We start from the raw sequence: 17,201 nt of genomic DNA, 5'->3' as shown, positions 1-17,201 counted from the left end.
TCTTACCCCAAATTTTTGATTAATAAAACAATTACAGTTATAGCAGTCGTTGCGATTACTGCTAATTCAGTAATCCTCTTTTCATTCCTGAGAAGATACCAGTATGGATGAGGCTTTACAGGCAGTCTTACAGGTTTAAAAGCGGGGGCTTGACGTATTTTACATAAATGTTTAACTGTATCCAAGAGTTTGCCAAGCCCACTCTCCGCTAAATATCTTATATTCATAATTAATTTCCTTCTAATATTTTTAATAGTTCTTTTTCTTTATACCTTTTAGTATAATTGCCGTTGCTTCTCAGTAGCAGCTTTACAGGTCTGATAATTCCGTTTGCTTCATACCTTTCGATGGTCCGCGTCGAAACACCTAATTTATCTGCCGCTTGTTTTTTAGTCAGCATAGATTTGATTCCTTCTGATTATATACCTGCTGCCTTTGCTCATCTCACGTATATGAGTTTTGACATCGCAAACAAATTTCTCTGCAAATAGCGGATGCCCGCGTCTTATGGCTTGCTTCGTCTTGAGCTTAATGATTAGATATCCTATTGCTTCATCCCAAAGCTCGGGCGAGATTTGACTTATAATTACTGCCGCCGAATCCAAATATTTCCGGATTGGAAGCGGCAATAATCTTTTAAATTCTGCGTCCATATTATAAGTTTCCTTAATAGTTTTTGAATTGAAAGAACCTTGTTTGCTTCCCCAGACAAGGTTTTTCATTTATGGAATAATTAATTCAAGATGTGTTTCAAATAAATTTAAAATCTGATGTATGCGTGCGTTTCGTGTCCTTTCACGTATGAAGTCGAACCTTGCAAGCATTTCCCTTAAAAATCTCTCAACTTCTTTGTCTTTTTTATAGTTCATATCACCCAGCCTGTATCCGTCAGGGTCATCTCTGTCAATAGCATCAAAGGTTGATGGCATGTGATGAAATTCCCATATATGTCGGACTCCGCCGTGTCGTATTTCTGCTATACACCGCTCAATTTTAGTCGGCGTCTCAAGAGCTGCAATATGATTTAAAAAGACAGTTGAATTGAAGTATTTTGTACCAACGAGCTGGTCTCGGTACTCGTCATCTAAATTGCAATCCGGCAGTACTTCTTTTATGAAATAAGGTTTAAGAATTTCTGCGTCGTTATCCGGTTTATGGCGATAACTCGGTGCCGTTTCTTTAAATACTATCAGTATTTTGTCGAATCGCGATGGCGGTACGCAGGCTTTTATATATTCATCGTAATTAAAGCCCAACTCTTCAATCTTCTTCATAGTCGCAGGTGACAGTCTGAATTTACCCGGGACTTCTGTAACTTCTGAAAATTCACTTTCAGGGTCAAAACTGAATATCTCAAGCTCTTTTCTTGTCATATCATGAAGTATCCTGTAATGATCATGCTCAGAGAATTGCATATTTGCAGCTTTGGCGTAATCAATAGGCGGTACTTCTTTTTTGATATTCAAAATTCTTACATTGTCATAAGTGTTGTATGAATATGCAAGATAAGGGTTTTTATGAGATATAGGCTCAGGGTCTTCATCTTCTTGCTCAATTCGATTTGGAACCAGTACAGGGACACTCCTTACTATTTCCTGTGGCTCATATCCTTCATGCCCGACTTCATAAGGTTTTTTCTCTTTTTTCTTTTTCTTGCCTATATTCGATACATCCATCATCGTTTGCCGTCCGGTCTTAGGATGTATATAAACTCTTTTGCGTGGTTCAGGACCATCATCAGGGTCTTGCCAGCCGGATGCAAAGGCAGTCAAATTCTTCGAGGCTTCCGAGTGGGTGAAACGACGCAATCCAAGGGAGTTTATATCTTCTTTTTCCTCTTGGTCTTCTGATCTCATACTACGTATATACGTAGTATCACTTTGTATATCCTCTCCGGTTTCTGATTTCATACTTCGTATATACGAAGTATCGCCAATAATTGCATCCCTTAATAGTCTGACGTAACCCTCTGAAACACTACAATGAGTAGCAATTTTATAATTACTCCACTGCGCCCAGTCAGTGTCATTCAGCAGAGTCATCACTGCTTTTCTCTTATCCTCGTTGGTTCTGTTCAGTCCATGCTTTGCATTGGCACCTGCAGCATAAAGAATAGCGTCACGCTCTGTTCCGTAATGTACTTCGCAAACTGCAGCAGTATTGCCTGCTTTTTTGTGTGCGTAGTATCTGTGATAACCGTCAACGAGATAGTATTTCGCTGAGTCAAGAAATACTGTCATCGGCGGCAGTTCAGTTCCTAACCTCAAAGCGTAAGCATATTCATCAATTACATCTTGCGAAATAGCCGCTCTGGATTGAAACTTTTTAGATATTTCAAGCTCATCAAGCTTGATTGTCTGTGTTTGATTCATATTTAACTCCTTCCTGTACTGCTTCTTCGTAAGCAGTAACGATTAGTGCTCTCAGCAAAGCCGTGCTATCCTGAATCATAGTAATATCTTTTAATTTATTGAATTTATCATAAATTTGTGAAGATAGGTTTAATGTGATTTTGTATTTTTTTCGGCTTGGAGTAGCATATTTTTTTATATTTTCTATATTAAGCATATAGATACCTTTAAAAATAGAATTGAAAAACAATATTATTTGTTTGATTTCCGTATAAAATGTACGTATAAAATGTACGTATAAAATATACGTACAAAATGTACGCAAATAATTTGCGTATGTCAAAAATTATTCATATTTTTGTATGTGCGATTATTGAGCGGCAGCAAAAGGGTCTCTTTGCATCTCGTCGTATTTACTTAAATACTTTTCGATGATGTAGAGTGCCATATTTGCTCTCGACCTGAGATTTTGTTCTGCAATTTTGTCTAATCTTTCAATAGATTTAGAAGAAATTCTGAACCCCATCACAGGATTTTGCTCAGTATCATTTTCAACTGGTTCATTGTTCATTAAATTTTTCCTTATTGATATAATAATTTAATTTTAAATCAGAGCGTAGAGTGCGAGTCCACGCCCTGAAGAATTTAATTTTATAATTTTTTGTATCGCATTATTTCAATTGTCAATGAACATAGTTCTTTATAATGAGGAAGGGGGAACAACACCGGACTTTGCGAAATCATTCCGGGTGCACAACGCCCCTTTCCATTATTTAATCAGTTTTCAGTTTATGAGCTTACTCTGCTGATATTCAAAGAACTTTTTTTGAGTTTTGTTTTTGTTGCATTTTGTTTTCTTTTTAGTGTTTTTTGTTTCTGCAACAATAACAATTGTAAAAGTAAGGAAAAAAAACAATCTGTGCAAGTTTTTTTTTCAAAAAATTGTTTTTTTTCCTAAATTATGTAAAAATCAGGGTAACTACGTATCATCTTCTACGTAATTTGGTTAACGTTTTTTAATTATCAGAGAATTTCAAGGTGCATTATGAATGATGTAATTACTCCAAATATGAGGCTTAGGGCGTTTTTTCAGAAAATAGGAAAAAAAGCAAGTGATTTGTCAGTCGAATTAGGGCGTGAATCTTCTTATTTTAGCAAATATTTGTCAAGCTCGGAACATATTATAACAAAACATGAAGTATTGGAATTTTTATCTAAATACGGTTTGAATGTTGACTGGTATATTAAAGGAGAAGGTAATATGCTCGATGAAATATATTGCAATGAGCATTTACAACCCTATTATTCATTGAGTGCCGGTATGGTAAGAACACGAAATGAACAATTGGTGGAAGAAAAAGTTGCTACGGTTCTTAATTACAATATTCCGGAACGTGATAAATTTGTTCTATTAGTAGAATATATAAATGGTTTTATTAAATAATTATGGGAGTATTTTATGGATGAGTTAATTGGCATCGTTACGGCTGTAATTGGCATAGGTTTTTTTATTATCGCATTATTATACATACAGCGATCATTCAAAATGTTCAACGATGTAGATAAAATATTAAAAATAGTCAGTGAATATATTGATAAAAATAAAAAAGGTGAATTATGAAAAGATATTATTACATTTTTATATCATTTTTAATTATAGTTTCTTGCGGCAAATCGCCTGAGTCAGAGCTGTATGATTTAGCTGTAGAGCATGTTAAAAAGCAATTAGTCTCACCGAGCAGTGCTAAGTTTGCTAAATTAGACAAGAAAAATATATCAATTATAGATACTGTAGGTTATGACAATCCAATGGCTAAGGCTGCGGGACTTGATGAAAATAATATTGATACAGCGACAGCTCAAGGACGCCGTGAATTTGAACTGCTAAAAGCTGTTTCGGAACACGATAATACACCTTATAGTGTAGCAAATGTTAAAATAGAATATGAAGCTCAAAACAGATTAGGCGTGATGGTACAAAATCAAATGGTGGTCACATTCCGCAAATATCACTGGAAAGATGGGGAAGAAGGAGATTGGGAAATAATTGGAACTTATTAAAACTTAACAGATGGGTCAGAGTTCATTTGCATCTCTGACCCTAAAAATAGGATTAATGTCATGCAACCGGATTACAAAGTAGATATATTGGAATATTACAGATTCAAAGACTACAACCCGCAATGGAGAATAACCCGTTGCGATAATAAAAGTCATACATACTTTGCATTTCCAATGTATAAAGGCACATTTAGAATACTAAACCCTGCTATCCAGAGTTTATTTGTCTTTTGTGCTAATTGAGATGAAAAAATTTGCAATCATATTGCTTATCGTCATATCATCCTGTTCGACTGTCAGAGATGAAGCAAAAAGCAATCAAAACAAGGCTTTAATGTCTCCGGTTCGCTGCACAGCCATCACTTTAAAGGGTGCTCAATGCAAACGAACTACTTACGATATTGATTCATTGTGCTGGCAGCATAAAAAGAAATGAGTCGTCGTAAATCAGATACAGATATAATTCCTCATCCGCTGTTCCGCTATGCTTACCTTAAAAAACGTGGTAACAGTATTTATATGCATGTGCATTTCAAAGGTAAAGAAGTGCGTCGCAGCACAGGTTTAATATGGCACCTGAATAATCGCCAACGTGCCTTGCGTATGCTTGAAATACTTCATGATAAAATTGTTCTTGGTTCGGTCAAATCAATCTTAATAGGTGATTTATTCGAAGATTTTCTTAACCTTAAATCCAAATCAGTTACACTCTCGACTGTGAAAAAATATAAGCAGTCATTTAGCCACTGGCTTGATTATGATTTAACAACCGACGACCCTGACCGTTTAAAAAAACATCTGATAGAGCAGATTTCTAAGAGTAAATTGCACGTCAACACTATCAATAAATCGCTTCAGCTCTTATCAGTATTTTTTAATTACCTTGTCAGCAATAATTTTATAGATAAAAACCCCGTCAATTCCTCATTAATGCCCAAATCTGTACAGCTCACACCGACCCAGTTCACAGATGTTGAGATAGATGCATTATTAAACCACTTCGAGCAAGGGTCTGAAATGCACTCAATAATCAAACTGATTGCATTAACCGGATTACGAATTCAAGAAGTCATCAATTTAAAAAGAGAAGATTTACATAAAGATTACCTTCAAGTACACGGCAAAGGTGGATATTTGCGTCAAATCCCTGTGCTTGAGGGCAGTGAGTTAGCCCTATTGGTCAAACACCTTAAATCAAAACCTAAACCTATAAAATATCAAATAACCGATTATCCGCATACAAAACTTGTCAAAGCATGCAGAGCACTTAAATTAAAAGCCAGGGGTTTTCATTCAATCCGTAAATATTTCGAAAACAAACTCATAGATAGCGGTATCAATATAAAAGTTGCAGCCCAAATTTTGGGTCATACCACCCAAGTACAATCAAAAAATTACATCACAAAATTAAAGCTGAGCGAGCTCAAAAAAGAGCTTGAAAAGCTATAAATTATTCAAATTATCGCACAATGATTTTCTTCAACTTCGTAAACCGTTGTATAATTTATTATTTACAAAATCTGCCAATGGTTCAACTCCCTCTCTGACCACGTAAAATTTAGAAAGGCTGTGAAATCAATCACAGCCTTTTTTCGTTAGTATTAGTGCTTATCTTCAGACTTTTTTAATTTTGTAAAGATGTTGCATTATGTAGCGTAAAGTATTAAAAAGTTGCAAATGAATGGCACACAAACGGCACATAAAATCAACCAATTTTATCGATAGAGTACATTTTTTCAAACAAAAAATCATTAAATGCGGTCCTGTTGAAAAATAGCCCGTGCGACCTTAGAAGATGATTAACATTTAGAAGTTCATCTTCGGTAAGGTTTTCATCTTTATTTAATAAATCAAACAAGGATATATTGAGTAATTGCGAAAATCTGGTTAATGGAATTAATCCGGAAATAATTCTTAAATCTTCATAATTCATTTTAGTTCTCCGATAATGATTAAAAAACATATTACAAAAATACCTTACTTCACATTCAATAGAAATAAAATAATTTTAAAAATATTTTAAAAAAAAGTGAAAAAAGTAAAAAATAATTTGCATATATGCAAACTTTTATTTACTTTTGTATTGTAATTAATTTACAATTTAATTTTTTTATAACTTTTGGAGAATGAAATGAAACTGTTAGCAAGAAAAAGCGGACACATACAAAATGACTTAGCACGGAATTGGTCAAGCTGGAATTTTGGTCAAGAAGGTTTGTTTTGTACAGCGGACGAACTTGAAGCAGGTATCCAGAATTGTTTAGAAAATGATATGCCTTTGTATATTTCAGGTATGGAGTTGTGGGGCGACGAGTTAAGAAGTGCGGATATTCGTGAACTTTATGAAGGTTATTATGTTTTAGTTGATAATGTGAACGCAGGTCATGGTTTGTCTTTTGTAGAGCTTAGTTCTGACAATTTAGATGATGCAAGAGTTGAAATTGAAAGTGCTTACTTCGCTGGTGACGGTGTTTGTTTTAGTGCTGACGAAGTTGAATTGATTGAAAGTGTTGATGATATACATATATTTTTTGTTAAATAATTTTTGGAGATTAGAAATGAGAGCTTATCACGTGGTTCAAGAGGTTTTTACTGCAGACGGCTTAGTCAGTAATGACATCGCTAAAGATGCTTTTGTAGATAGTAACGGCAACGTCGTTGATTATTATTATAATCTGAATTATGATAACGATTTTCTTGCCGTCGGAGCTGAGTGGGATTCATCAGCTAAAAGATGGTATATAGAGGTATAATATGAGAAAGTCAATGATTATTACTTTCGATGTCGAAGTTGCTGACAAAAAAGCAACGCAAAATATTATTCATGGCTCTAATGAGGCTGGGTTTTGCCTTTATGGTGCAAATGACAAATATGCAACTTTTGGCATTATGGCTTTAAATACTGACTGCTATGACTATATAGCGGCATTGCTAAGCACTAAAGCAATCAAAACTTTTAATTTAACTACTAAGGAATTATAACATGATTGAAACAGAAGACTTGAAATTATTAGTAAAATTGATACCTTCTACTAAAATTTCAGAGGCAATCGGTATGACACGACAGGGACTCGGGAAAAAGCTCTTAAGCAATTCCCCCCTGAACACGACCGACAGCAAAAAAATAACTGAATATCTGTCGCAATATGGTTTATCATATTCAAGGAAAAATCATAGCTGAAAAATATTTCAAAAAAAAGCACCCTTTTCAGAGTGCTATCATGGAGTATATGAAGTTGGGTGAAGGGATTGTTTAATTGTTCTTGATTCTACGCCTGTTGAATTCTCTTTGAACTTCGTCTGTAACTTTCCTTGAGTCCAGATATATGTCTGTATCTTTTTGTAGCATTTGATGCAGCAGTTTTTCTACTTCCCCAAGTTCTTTAACAACTGCTGCATTACTTTGGCTACCAACTGATGCCACAAGAGCCTTAAGGTCGGGATTATTTAAAACTATTTCCGGATTGTTAACGCCTGCATCTCCTATATATGCAAGCTCCGGTTGATAAAGAAAGCCTGAACTACCGGCATAGCTCTTTATATTTCTTTGCTTTTCGGATAACTTGACGATATAGTCATCCTCACCTATTTCTCCTTTATTATATGAATCAGTCAAACCTTTGATTTCTACTGATTCAATTGAAATCTTAATGATTTTGTCAGCAGTTAAATTGTCTTTGATATTCTGAGGTAAGAATTTTAAAGATTCATCAATACCTTTAATTGAATGATGCATCTTTGTTAGAGCATTGTAATTGTTGTCAATCAAACTTCCAAACTCATTCACACTTAAACTGCTCATTTTTTGATTTTTCATATCCAAATTATACATCAATGGTCTGATGGAGTTCTCAAATTTATCAAGGTATCTTGCTATAGCAAGGTTTATAATGAACATTAATTGATCGTCACGTGTAATCCACTCTGTGTCGCGTCCGCCTCTTGAGCGTGATGCATCGCCTACTATTGCGAGTGTCGGTTCATCAACGCGTCCGCCTGTCGAGAATGAAGTAATTTGAGATAGTATTGGGTCGAGTATTTTGGATATAGCAACATTTACAAAGGCTGTTATACCTGGAGTTGCAACTAATGCAAGAAAACCCCCAGGAGTCAAGGTGAGTTGATCTAATATTAACTTGGTAGCAGTAGCAGCCGCTGCCTTTTTAAGTATTCCTGCTACGAAAGCAAACATATCCTTAGCAGATTCTTTTAATGCTTCATTGTCCCCACCGAGAAGATTGGCAAATATTTCTCCCATATTACCTTGAAGTTCAAGGGAATATGTTTCAAGTAAACTGCCTTTAGTCTTCAGTTGTCCTTCAAGTTCAGACAACTGCTTAGTTAAATCCTGATACCGTTCTTTGTCAAGATTTTCATCTAATGTACTTCTTTCTAATTCAATTCTTTTCTTCTTTTCCTCAAGTATCCTTTGTGTTTGAATTCTCTCCGCCTCCAATTCTGCACCTCGCTGAGCCTCTTGGATATTCTTAAGTGTGCGGTTATGCTCTGCTTCGATTTCTTCTTTGCGTTTATTGAAATATTGTTCAGATATGATTGCATTTTCTTTCTGACTTTCTAATTTAGTAAGTTCGTTATTTTTATTTTTTTCAGATTTTTTTGAGAGCCCGGCATCGACTGCTTTTAATGCGATATCCATTATTTCTTTAGTGGCGTTGGCATGGGTTTCTATCTCCTCTAATTCCTGAGCGTGCTTTTCCTGTAAATCTCTTAATGAAGATTCACGTAATGCTCGTTTCTCCTGTTCGATGGTTCGTTTTGATGCTATTTCTTTTGACTGCAAATCAATCAATTGCTTTTGAATCTGGGATATTTCGTATTCGAGAGCAGTTGAATCTAAATCAGAATCTCCGGCAACTGCTTTTAATTGATCCTGATATTTATACAGTTCATCTTGTTTTTCCTGTATATTCTTTTTGATTAAATCCATGTCTTCTTCCAGAAATTCGACCAAACTGTCTTTGTCTTTAAATCCAAAGTCAATATCAAATTTCAATTGTTCTAACTCTAATTTACGAATTTGCTCGTTAAGCTCCTCGTTAGATAACTTAACTTTTGCTCTCAATTCTAATTCATTAATATCATTTTTAGTGATTGAGTTATTTAATGAGCTTAAAGTACTATTGAGTTCCTCTATTATTTCGCTTCTCTTTTGATTTTTTCCAATTGAAACACCGATGTCAATAATATTGCCATCATTGTCTTGTCTAACTTTATAAATTTCCAGTAAAGCAGTTTTCTCATCCTCGAGAGCCTTTCGTTTAGTATTGAGTAATGCTACCTCATCAATCATTGACTTCTCTCGTCCCTCTTGCAATCTTTTTAAATCAGTATTTATTTGATAACTTTCAAGCTGCCCTGATATCTTTTTCTTTTCCAAATCAAACAACTTCTTAGCTGCATCATACTGAGCTACGATTTCTCTTGTTTTAAGCCCCGCGATATACTGCGATTGCTCCTCTATTGCATCATATTGTTTCTTTAATTTAACTTGGCTCTTTAGGGCACTCAACGACTCGTTGTATTGCTTTTGAATTTCTGCTCTTGCTTCTTTTGTAAGACTTTTATCCTTTAACTTCATAGCCAATTCATTTACACCTGAAAGACCTGTTTTGATGTTATCTGCTACACTTTTATTTGCTTTATCCCACGCATCTCCCAATTTTTCAGCTGCTTCCGTTTGTTCATCCGTTAAAGCCTTACTTTCTTTCTGCTTCTCTATCATTTCGGTTATTTTTTCTTTGGGCACATTGTATAATTTTGACAGTTGGTCAGCAGTTTCATCGTCATTAAATCCGCTTTGTTTTAAAGTAGCTAAATCCTTTTCAATATCTTTAGTTCGAGACTTTATGACTTCACCCTGCCTGTTAATCATATCCTTAATCTTTGCATCGAGATTGGCTTGTTCTTTTGGAGTCAAATCCTCATTTCCGGTCATAGCCATTCGGAATTCGATTCCGGCTTTTTGTAACTCTCCATCATTCTTTGCATTATAAATTGCATCAGTATATGATTTAATGAGTTTCTCACCCTCAATTCTTGAATCAGAAGTGCCGAAAATCCAATCTTGCACATCATCAAATACATTACCTAATGCATCTTGAAGTTCATTTTCAATTTCACCTTTTGCAACATCAACTTCAAGTTTTTTAATCTTAAAATCCATTTCGATAGATTGTTGAGCTAAATTTGTTAACTCATCATTTAATTCACCTAATTTCAAATTAGCTTCTTCGGATGCAATTTTAAGTGCTTTCAAATTTTCTTCATAAGATTTTGAAGTTGATATTACACCAGGATAGGATTTTGACAATGACACCATTAATTCTTGGTTTTTCATAGCTGCTTTCCCTTGTGACTCAAAAGCATCAACCATGTCAAGTTTTGATTTTGCCAAAACTCTTTCTTGTCTATTGGTATCAATTCGGGTTTTTAACAAATCTTGCTCACTTTTTGCATCATCCAATCTTTCTTTAGCTGTCTCATGAAGTGCATCTGACAATAATTTTGTAGCAGCTACAAGGGCAACAATGCCTGCTACAGTCAAAAATACAGGATTGGCGAGCATAGCCAGATTGAATGCTTTTTGTGCAGAAGTAGCTCCTTGAGTAGCTTTCTGCATGCCTGTCATTCCGGGTACTACTTTTGATAATGCTGCTGCTCCAAAATCTTTAAGTTTATCAATGGGAAGCAACGTGCCTAAGCCTGCAAACGTGGCTACAGTAGGTGCAAGTTTATTAGTTAATGCTATCATCCCTGTTGCACCATCACCTAAAGCGCCAAACATCTTAAAAAAGCCAGCCTCAATTTGATTTAAAACGCCTTGAACTTGAACGGATATACCTTCGTTTGCTATACCAAAAGCCTCTTCAACACTGCCTGCACCAAGTTTAATTGAATCTAAATCACTTGCGAACTTACTTGCATTCTCTCCGGTAGAAGACAATGCAAAGCCAACAGCTTCGATAGAACTGAATGTATTAGCAGCGTCTGTCCCCATAGCGTTCATTGTTGTACCCAGTTTTTGCATTGTTGTTACAAGTCCTTCTTTTTGTAAAGTCTCCATACTCACGCCTGCTTCATTCATTACCTTCTTAAGGTTTGCTCCCGGCTTCATAAGCTCTGCTATAGCTGCTCTAATTTTTGTAGTAGCTTGAGCAGTTGGAACACCTTGTTTTGTCATAGTAGCAATTGCGGCACCCACTTCATCAAAACTAATCCCTGCAGCAGCAGCGATAGGTACTACATTCGAGAGTGATGCGTTAAGTTCCGGAACAGTTGTAACACCATTCTTTACTATTGCAAACAATGTATCAGCAGCTGTAGATGCACTTAAATTTTCAACTCCATAAGCATTTGTCACAGACGCTAAACCTTTAATTGCAGAGTTAGTATCTGTCATACCGGCTACTGCAAGTTTAGATGCTTGCTCAATAAACTTCATTCCATTTGCCACATCAGCCTGACCATCTACTACTTCAATCGCTCCTGCACTTATGGCATTATAAATACCCTCTGTAACGCCTGCCACTGTGTCCGGTACCCCTGATGCTAAGTCAATCGCAGCATTCCTGAACTCGTCAAAATTCTTTACTCCAAGTGTACCGATGTTTTTTAATTGTTTATCGAACTCCTGATATGGACCTAAGAACTGGTCAAAAGCTGCACTAACTTGACTTATTGCTTGAGTAACTTGAGTAAACATTAACACCTTACCAAGCACAGAGCCGGACTTAGCCGTATTATTAATACTTTTCTCAAATGCCTCCATAGCGCCTTTTGACTTTGTGGCGTTATTGGTCATATATGTAAACTGCTTATTGACTTCTTGGAATTGGGACTTAATATTCGCTTCATCAAGTATATCAACTCCTTTCCCAAACTCTCCAAGTTTAGTCTTCAGTTCCTTTATCATAATATTCAGTTTCTTCACTAAAGCTTCGACTTCAACATCAGCTTTAAACTTCAAACTAAGATCCATAGCTCTTTTCTTCTAATGAGTGAACAATAACTTCAACAAATTCATAAACACGGTATTGCAGTATTTCTTTTCTGCTTCGATTTTCAGCTTTAGCACCGAGCCAAACGACACTCCAGTTCAATGGCTCTCTAACTTCATCTTTGAAATTTTCTAAGTTGTAGAATTGTTTTCTATCTTCTTCTCTTGAGATAGTTCTAATCCGTTTATCAGGTTGAGCATGACCTCCTGCAATCCCAAGCCTGTTTTCGCCTCGAGCTCTTTGTAGGTCTTCAAGATGTTTACGGTTTGATTCGTTATATCTAATGATTGCATCATCAATTCGGGTGATTGCAACCCGACTTCGGGAAAAAAATCAAGCTGACACTCCAGCAACTTATGAAAATTTTCCTTTCCTGTAATATCTCTTAAAGCATCAAAAGATGATAATTTGTAAGGGTCATACCTCTCAAATCCATCATCATTTTTTTTCATAAGTATAGCCGCAAATGCCTGCCTTTCTGCTTCTCTCGTTACTAAAGCTTCAAGTTCATCAAGCGTTTTAGGACCGTCTTTAAATTCTTTATTGCTTATATGAAAAAGTTTCCTTCCGCTAAGCATTCTGTCCGCTCCCATCAAATCAAAATTATATACATACTCGTCAAAAATTGTAACGCCATTTTCATCTTTGACAATATTGCCCTTTGAATCTCTGCGAGGGACTTTAAATACATGTTCCATTTTTAACTCCATGATTGTTGAATAAATAAATCGTAATGTGTATTGATAATAGAGGTATCGAGATACCCCAAAATATTTAAATTTAGTACAGGAGAGGGTCTCTTAAATGTAATGTCAGGAATGATGCTGTAATTTTCTAACTCTAAAGTTGTTCTTGGAGTCTGACCGTATTGAGGAGAGCCGTTTATATCTATTATGCGATTAGAGTCATTTTCTTCAGAGTGCAATTTAATCCATAATCTTGTTAGTTTGGAATTGATCACATCTATATAAAACTGCTTAAAATTCTTATAGTTATTTTGCACCACAGACAAATTACCCTCGATAATAAAGCAAATAGGTGTTGAAGTTCCCAAGTCATTCTCGTCAGTTTGAAGTTTAAAACGAAACTCTGTACCGGCTTCTAAAGTGAAAAATTCGTAAACTTTGTTGACATCCTCATCAAATCTTAATACTACTGAGTTGATAGGGAGGATGTTCCATTCTTTCCAATTGTTAAAACTTGTCATTTGCTTAATCCGGGTATTTTTGAATTAAATTAAAACTAACTTTTCTTAGCAATTTGTGGTTATTTATATATTGAACAGGTAATTGCTCATTTGCTTCAATTATCACTGTAACTCCATCGGCATCCCAATTAGAATTAGAAAAATTGTATTGGCTTACTTCAGAATTTAGGAAGTTTAGCAAGTAATTGAAATTATTAGTATTTATTAAGTCATTGGCTGAAATTACCAGCTCATAACTTTTTGTTCTTAATGATTTAATATGGCTATGACCAATATCTCTGAGGTCATTTCCATTTACTCTTTTAGTTAAATATAAAGGGCGTAGAATTGTTGGTTTATATAGCTTTGCATCCTCCCAAACTATATCACCATCTACATAACTTCCATATCTTAAATAAATTGAGTTCATGCTAACACCATCTTTACAGGAAACCCTGTGAATAATTCAATAGTTTTAAAACCTACATATTTGCCGACTTGCAATATCAATTCTTCTTCAGCAGTTTTTTCTGTCAAAGGTTCATCAATCCAATTGTTTACGGGCTCAGGAGTGACTTCCGCAGGATTTCTGAGATAAACTATAGTGTTAAGTGGGCGGTCAGGGAAATTGATCGAGAAAATTGTTCCTGATTTTTGAACTTTGATTAAAAAGCCATCGCCATCCAGTAAAGCTATTCCTTCAACTCTGTGATAATGGTCAGATTGAGGCATAGTCCTTTCATAAGTCCCAAGCTCGGTTAGACTAACCAAATCAAATGAATTTACACCTTCTTCAACAGTTCCTGCGGAATAAACAGCGTTAGGAGAATCTGGAAGTTCTCCGTTATAATCACCCACTAAACTTATTTTTTCAAGGGAAGCAACAATTTTGCTGAAATCATAACGCTCTTTTGATTGCAATTTCAAGCTATACTTAAGCTCTGCAAAGTTCCATTTTATATCAACGATAATCCACTCAACACCATCAATTTCTATCCTGTTTAAGAGTTGAATATCTCGCCAGTTTTTCTCATCATCACTATCTTTAGACCACATAAAAAATGGAATTTCGAGATTATATTCAGCATAATAATAGTCAGAGTCATAAGTATTCAGATAATTTACATAATCTGACATCATATAAAATGTTTTATCTATTCCCTTTACCTTTGCAGTCATAGCTCCCACCGGAGTCCAATAGTGTGATGGGGAGTAAATGAAATCTTCATGATATAATCCCTGGTCTGCACAGAGATAAACAGCCGTATGCAAGCCTGCCGTGTTTGCTATCTTGCTTTCTTGCGAAGGAGCTGAGCCTGTGACAGGTCTTAATGCGTTGTTATGAGGGATGTAAACTTTATTTAGAGCAAACTGACTCATCTTAGGCATCAAACAAACGGTGGGTGATATAGTAAAAAACGTGTCATTGAAACTCAATCCTTGCATTCGCTCAGAGGGATAATAATCAGTAGTTTCATTAAATTGTCTTCTATATAAATCTGCTCCTTCGAGAGAGTGATACCAACTTCTGCTTAAATATTTCTGTTTAGCCTCATCAATATTAGTTGAAGTAGGCTTTAAATCAGCTTTAGATACGGTTTTAATCTTAAGAACTTTATTATTTTGCACAGCTTCACGACTAACGAATTTTATTCTTAGTTCTTCAGCATTAAACCAATAAAAACGAATAAAAACACCAAAAAACTTTGCAATTGCTTCAAGAAATTCAACGAAATTATCAAATTTGGTAATCCTGAATTGTTCCGCAGATTGATGATGAGGCTCGTTATCGAGATTCTTAATGATTCTGTAATTCAGCCATATTGACTGAGTATAATATTGAATAGTATCTTCGTCGGAAGGTATCCCTATTGATGTTTCAGATAATGTGTCAGGCTTTCCATCAGGGTCAATAAATAAAGTTTGCTTATCATGTGTAAATATATCATAAGCAAGTACTGAAGTTCCACTACGCGTCGAACTCGATTTAGGCTCTCTGACAGAATAAGACTTACCTGAGCTATCAGGCACAAGAGCCCATCTTGCAGGGTGCCAATTGTTAGGCAACTCCGAACGGTCAAACACTATATTAAATGCACCTAAACCTTTTGAATTAATCGCAGCAGTCAAATTATCTGCAAGTACTCTAAGCAAACTATTAAGATTGAATATATCCTGAAATACAGTTCTTCTGTTCTTTGAAACGGAATAGTAGTATCCTGGTCTTTCCTTTACATGCTCTGTTTCCCACTCAGCTGATATACCTGATATTTCTTCATCCTCATTACCGTAAACCAAATCTTCCATTGTGAATTTTGTTAGAACGGATGCTCCGAAGGGAGCAGCCGACAATTTATAGTAACGAACAGGAGTCGGATTCATATCATAATATTCACCATTCCATACCAAATCTTCAGATTCAATCTGTTTACTTATAATACCAAAAAATTGATCATCATCAACATCTGGTACATCATTAGTATCAATAAATACTGCTAAAAAAATATTGTTTGATTGAGCTGACAAGATTAAATTTTTAGCTTGAACAGATGCTTCATCAAGCATATAATCACTGATTGTAAAATTGATGATATTGTTTTCAATGCCACCAGTTCCGGGCCTTGCAGTAAAGCTAATTTCATCTATTATAATACCGTTGATTTCAATACTATCAGAGACATCTGCAAATATGCCTGCAAATGAATCAGAGATGACCATGCGAGATATTATACTCCCATGGCCATCTTCTTTCCATGATATGAATTGATGATAAGTCATTTAGCTTACTAACTTCTGCACCAACTTGCCAACAACGATGTCAGACCAATCACCAGCCGCTAATGCCAGAATTGTAACCTCTGGTTCATTATCAGGTTGAATGGTATTTGATGCTCCGGTTGCTATAGCATTGTAATCCGCTTCGGTTACATCAAGAGCTTCAGCTGTAGTTTTAAATTCTACAGCGTCAGAAGCTGCAATGCTGAATGAAAGTTTTGACGGACCGCGTTCAGGACTATCAGACAAATCTGTAATCTTGCCACAAATATAATCAAAACCTGCAATTGCATCCGTAGTTGGTGACTTGCCAATATCACGGCTGGCTAAAACAGGTGTTCCATCATTATATAAATCCCAGATTTGTTTTCTTTGTGCCGGAGTAACCAAAATCTCGCATTCAATTTTTGGTTTTGAATCTCCTCCACCATCATCAACGATAACTTCACCTGAGATGATGTTATAGTTCTTTGATTTGTCAATTCTTGAATACCTGTTGCCGTTTGACGCATCGGTTGTATGGTATTGTGTTGATGAGTCTGCTCCTGATGATGCAGGTGTTGATTTTGCAGACACAATTCTTGGGAAGTCTATCTTTGTTCCCAAACCTGAGATTTTACCTTCTGTTAAGGTTGCTGGTACAAGCCTTAAGAAAGTTGATTCTCCGAATAGCAATTCAATTGCCGCCATATTCTACCTCTATAAAAAATAAAAAAAAAGTTTATTTAATTCTGTTAACTAATGATATATTTTCCGACACTATGATAATCACCTACAAACTGAATATCTACATAGCCACCTTTGATTTCA

General features: G+C 35.5%; 23 protein-coding genes. 10 read left to right on the top strand and 13 right to left on the bottom strand.

What is annotated here, in order from left to right:
* Nucleotides 1-2: 2 nt before the first annotated feature.
* The 6 genes from KF896_14220 to KF896_14195 form a co-directional block, all read right to left on the bottom strand.
* On the bottom strand, nucleotides 3-227 hold the full coding sequence (locus KF896_14220; GenBank protein ID MBX3044864.1) for a hypothetical protein: 225 nt from the start codon (nucleotides 225-227) through the stop codon (nucleotides 3-5).
* A gap of 2 nt (nucleotides 228-229) precedes the next feature.
* Nucleotides 230-400, bottom strand: coding sequence for a helix-turn-helix domain-containing protein (locus tag KF896_14215; GenBank protein ID MBX3044863.1), 171 nt, complete (start codon nucleotides 398-400; stop codon nucleotides 230-232).
* The gene (locus tag KF896_14210) at nucleotides 390-722 is read right to left on the bottom strand and encodes a hypothetical protein (protein MBX3044862.1); all 333 of its coding nucleotides are present in this window, start codon (nucleotides 720-722) and stop codon (nucleotides 390-392) included. The genes KF896_14215 and KF896_14210 overlap by 11 nt, the downstream gene beginning before the upstream one ends.
* A complete protein-coding gene (locus tag KF896_14205) occupies nucleotides 723-2,372 on the bottom strand; it encodes a ParB N-terminal domain-containing protein (GenBank protein MBX3044861.1) in 1,650 nt (549 codons plus the stop codon).
* Nucleotides 2,344-2,568, bottom strand: a complete 225-nt coding sequence (locus tag KF896_14200; GenBank protein MBX3044860.1) for a hypothetical protein — start codon at nucleotides 2,566-2,568, stop codon at nucleotides 2,344-2,346. Before KF896_14200 ends, KF896_14205 begins: the two co-directional genes overlap by 29 nt.
* A 153-nt stretch (nucleotides 2,569-2,721) precedes the next feature.
* Nucleotides 2,722-2,922 (bottom strand): hypothetical protein, encoded by a 201-nt coding sequence (locus KF896_14195; protein ID MBX3044859.1) that lies wholly within the window; start codon nucleotides 2,920-2,922, stop codon nucleotides 2,722-2,724.
* 474 nt (nucleotides 2,923-3,396) lie between these two features.
* Between KF896_14195 and KF896_14190 the strand changes: the two genes are divergently transcribed.
* Genes KF896_14190 through KF896_14165 form a run of 6 tightly spaced genes read left to right on the top strand, consistent with a single transcriptional unit; the run spans nucleotide 3,397 to nucleotide 5,861 of the window.
* Complete coding sequence (locus KF896_14190) at nucleotides 3,397-3,795, top strand: hypothetical protein (GenBank protein ID MBX3044858.1); 399 nt, start codon at nucleotides 3,397-3,399, stop codon at nucleotides 3,793-3,795.
* Nucleotides 3,796-3,810: 15 nt separating this feature from the next.
* Entirely contained in the window at nucleotides 3,811-3,972 is a 162-nt protein-coding gene (locus KF896_14185) for a hypothetical protein (protein ID MBX3044857.1), read from the top strand.
* Nucleotides 3,969-4,412 carry a hypothetical protein gene (locus KF896_14180; protein MBX3044856.1) on the top strand — a complete coding sequence of 148 codons (444 nt, stop codon included), beginning with the start codon at nucleotides 3,969-3,971 and terminating at the stop codon, nucleotides 4,410-4,412. The genes KF896_14185 and KF896_14180 overlap by 4 nt, the downstream gene beginning before the upstream one ends.
* Nucleotides 4,413-4,472: 60 nt before the next feature.
* Nucleotides 4,473-4,655: a hypothetical protein gene (locus tag KF896_14175; protein MBX3044855.1), complete on the top strand. Its 183-nt coding sequence runs from the start codon at nucleotides 4,473-4,475 to the stop codon at nucleotides 4,653-4,655.
* A 1-nt stretch (nucleotide 4,656) separates the two neighbouring features.
* Nucleotides 4,657-4,848: a hypothetical protein gene (locus KF896_14170; protein ID MBX3044854.1), complete on the top strand. Its 192-nt coding sequence runs from the start codon at nucleotides 4,657-4,659 to the stop codon at nucleotides 4,846-4,848.
* Nucleotides 4,845-5,861 (top strand): tyrosine-type recombinase/integrase, encoded by a 1,017-nt coding sequence (locus KF896_14165; GenBank protein ID MBX3044853.1) that lies wholly within the window; start codon nucleotides 4,845-4,847, stop codon nucleotides 5,859-5,861. Before KF896_14170 ends, KF896_14165 begins: the two co-directional genes overlap by 4 nt.
* Nucleotides 5,862-6,117: 256 nt before the next feature.
* Here the strand turns inward: KF896_14165 and KF896_14160 are convergent, their stop codons facing one another.
* Nucleotides 6,118-6,345: a hypothetical protein gene (locus KF896_14160; GenBank protein MBX3044852.1), complete on the bottom strand. Its 228-nt coding sequence runs from the start codon at nucleotides 6,343-6,345 to the stop codon at nucleotides 6,118-6,120.
* A gap of 198 nt (nucleotides 6,346-6,543) precedes the next feature.
* Between KF896_14160 and KF896_14155 the strand changes: the two genes are divergently transcribed.
* From KF896_14155 to KF896_14140, 4 genes are read left to right on the top strand one after another with little or no spacing between them, the layout of a single operon-like run.
* Nucleotides 6,544-6,954 carry a hypothetical protein gene (locus tag KF896_14155; protein MBX3044851.1) on the top strand — a complete coding sequence of 137 codons (411 nt, stop codon included), beginning with the start codon at nucleotides 6,544-6,546 and terminating at the stop codon, nucleotides 6,952-6,954.
* 16 nt (nucleotides 6,955-6,970) lie between these two features.
* Nucleotides 6,971-7,165 carry a hypothetical protein gene (locus KF896_14150; protein MBX3044850.1) on the top strand — a complete coding sequence of 65 codons (195 nt, stop codon included), beginning with the start codon at nucleotides 6,971-6,973 and terminating at the stop codon, nucleotides 7,163-7,165.
* Nucleotide 7,166: 1 nt separating this feature from the next.
* Nucleotides 7,167-7,394, top strand: coding sequence for a hypothetical protein (locus KF896_14145; protein MBX3044849.1), 228 nt, complete (start codon nucleotides 7,167-7,169; stop codon nucleotides 7,392-7,394).
* 1 nt (nucleotide 7,395) lies between these two features.
* On the top strand, nucleotides 7,396-7,593 hold the full coding sequence (locus tag KF896_14140) for a hypothetical protein (protein MBX3044848.1): 198 nt from the start codon (nucleotides 7,396-7,398) through the stop codon (nucleotides 7,591-7,593).
* A gap of 72 nt (nucleotides 7,594-7,665) precedes the next feature.
* On the opposite strand, the gene KF896_14135 is transcribed toward KF896_14140, so the two are convergent.
* The 6 genes from KF896_14135 to KF896_14110 form a co-directional block, all read right to left on the bottom strand.
* Nucleotides 7,666-12,411: a phage tail tape measure protein gene (locus KF896_14135; protein ID MBX3044847.1), complete on the bottom strand. Its 4,746-nt coding sequence runs from the start codon at nucleotides 12,409-12,411 to the stop codon at nucleotides 7,666-7,668.
* Between the two features lie 150 nt (nucleotides 12,412-12,561).
* Entirely contained in the window at nucleotides 12,562-13,128 is a 567-nt protein-coding gene (locus tag KF896_14130) for a hypothetical protein (GenBank protein ID MBX3044846.1), read from the bottom strand.
* Between the two features lie 2 nt (nucleotides 13,129-13,130).
* On the bottom strand, nucleotides 13,131-13,637 hold the full coding sequence (locus tag KF896_14125; GenBank protein MBX3044845.1) for a hypothetical protein: 507 nt from the start codon (nucleotides 13,635-13,637) through the stop codon (nucleotides 13,131-13,133).
* A 4-nt stretch (nucleotides 13,638-13,641) separates the two neighbouring features.
* Nucleotides 13,642-14,046: a hypothetical protein gene (locus KF896_14120; protein MBX3044844.1), complete on the bottom strand. Its 405-nt coding sequence runs from the start codon at nucleotides 14,044-14,046 to the stop codon at nucleotides 13,642-13,644.
* Nucleotides 14,043-16,394 carry a hypothetical protein gene (locus KF896_14115; GenBank protein MBX3044843.1) on the bottom strand — a complete coding sequence of 784 codons (2,352 nt, stop codon included), beginning with the start codon at nucleotides 16,392-16,394 and terminating at the stop codon, nucleotides 14,043-14,045. The genes KF896_14120 and KF896_14115 overlap by 4 nt, the downstream gene beginning before the upstream one ends.
* Nucleotides 16,395-17,081, bottom strand: a complete 687-nt coding sequence (locus KF896_14110; protein MBX3044842.1) for a hypothetical protein — start codon at nucleotides 17,079-17,081, stop codon at nucleotides 16,395-16,397. It abuts the gene before it with no gap.
* Between the last annotated feature and the right edge of the window lie 120 nt (nucleotides 17,082-17,201).

Source organism: Ignavibacteriota bacterium, from assembly GCA_019637995.1.
GTDB lineage: Bacteria > Bacteroidota > Ignavibacteria > Kapaibacteriales > UBA2268 > JANJTB01.
This window is presented reverse-complemented; position numbering and strand designations above follow the sequence as displayed.

Coding starts and splice junctions, on each gene's coding strand:
- KF896_14170 (MBX3044854.1), top strand. CDS start 4,657: ATGAAAAAATTTGCAATCATATTGCTTATCGTCATATCATCCTGTTCG.
- KF896_14185 (MBX3044857.1), top strand. CDS start 3,811: ATGGATGAGTTAATTGGCATCGTTACGGCTGTAATTGGCATAGGTTTT.
- KF896_14205 (MBX3044861.1), bottom strand. CDS start 2,372: ATGAATCAAACACAGACAATCAAGCTTGATGAGCTTGAAATATCTAAA.
- KF896_14200 (MBX3044860.1), bottom strand. CDS start 2,568: ATGCTTAATATAGAAAATATAAAAAAATATGCTACTCCAAGCCGAAAA.
- KF896_14195 (MBX3044859.1), bottom strand. CDS start 2,922: ATGAACAATGAACCAGTTGAAAATGATACTGAGCAAAATCCTGTGATG.
- KF896_14115 (MBX3044843.1), bottom strand. CDS start 16,394: ATGACTTATCATCAATTCATATCATGGAAAGAAGATGGCCATGGGAGT.
- KF896_14210 (MBX3044862.1), bottom strand. CDS start 722: ATGAAAAACCTTGTCTGGGGAAGCAAACAAGGTTCTTTCAATTCAAAA.
- KF896_14135 (MBX3044847.1), bottom strand. CDS start 12,411: ATGGATCTTAGTTTGAAGTTTAAAGCTGATGTTGAAGTCGAAGCTTTA.
- KF896_14160 (MBX3044852.1), bottom strand. CDS start 6,345: ATGAATTATGAAGATTTAAGAATTATTTCCGGATTAATTCCATTAACC.
- KF896_14140 (MBX3044848.1), top strand. CDS start 7,396: ATGATTGAAACAGAAGACTTGAAATTATTAGTAAAATTGATACCTTCT.
- KF896_14180 (MBX3044856.1), top strand. CDS start 3,969: ATGAAAAGATATTATTACATTTTTATATCATTTTTAATTATAGTTTCT.
- KF896_14190 (MBX3044858.1), top strand. CDS start 3,397: ATGAATGATGTAATTACTCCAAATATGAGGCTTAGGGCGTTTTTTCAG.
- KF896_14220 (MBX3044864.1), bottom strand. CDS start 227: ATGAATATAAGATATTTAGCGGAGAGTGGGCTTGGCAAACTCTTGGAT.
- KF896_14215 (MBX3044863.1), bottom strand. CDS start 400: ATGCTGACTAAAAAACAAGCGGCAGATAAATTAGGTGTTTCGACGCGG.
- KF896_14165 (MBX3044853.1), top strand. CDS start 4,845: ATGAGTCGTCGTAAATCAGATACAGATATAATTCCTCATCCGCTGTTC.
- KF896_14150 (MBX3044850.1), top strand. CDS start 6,971: ATGAGAGCTTATCACGTGGTTCAAGAGGTTTTTACTGCAGACGGCTTA.
- KF896_14125 (MBX3044845.1), bottom strand. CDS start 13,637: ATGACAAGTTTTAACAATTGGAAAGAATGGAACATCCTCCCTATCAAC.
- KF896_14145 (MBX3044849.1), top strand. CDS start 7,167: ATGAGAAAGTCAATGATTATTACTTTCGATGTCGAAGTTGCTGACAAA.
- KF896_14130 (MBX3044846.1), bottom strand. CDS start 13,128: ATGGAACATGTATTTAAAGTCCCTCGCAGAGATTCAAAGGGCAATATT.
- KF896_14110 (MBX3044842.1), bottom strand. CDS start 17,081: ATGGCGGCAATTGAATTGCTATTCGGAGAATCAACTTTCTTAAGGCTT.
- KF896_14120 (MBX3044844.1), bottom strand. CDS start 14,046: ATGAACTCAATTTATTTAAGATATGGAAGTTATGTAGATGGTGATATA.
- KF896_14155 (MBX3044851.1), top strand. CDS start 6,544: ATGAAACTGTTAGCAAGAAAAAGCGGACACATACAAAATGACTTAGCA.
- KF896_14175 (MBX3044855.1), top strand. CDS start 4,473: ATGCAACCGGATTACAAAGTAGATATATTGGAATATTACAGATTCAAA.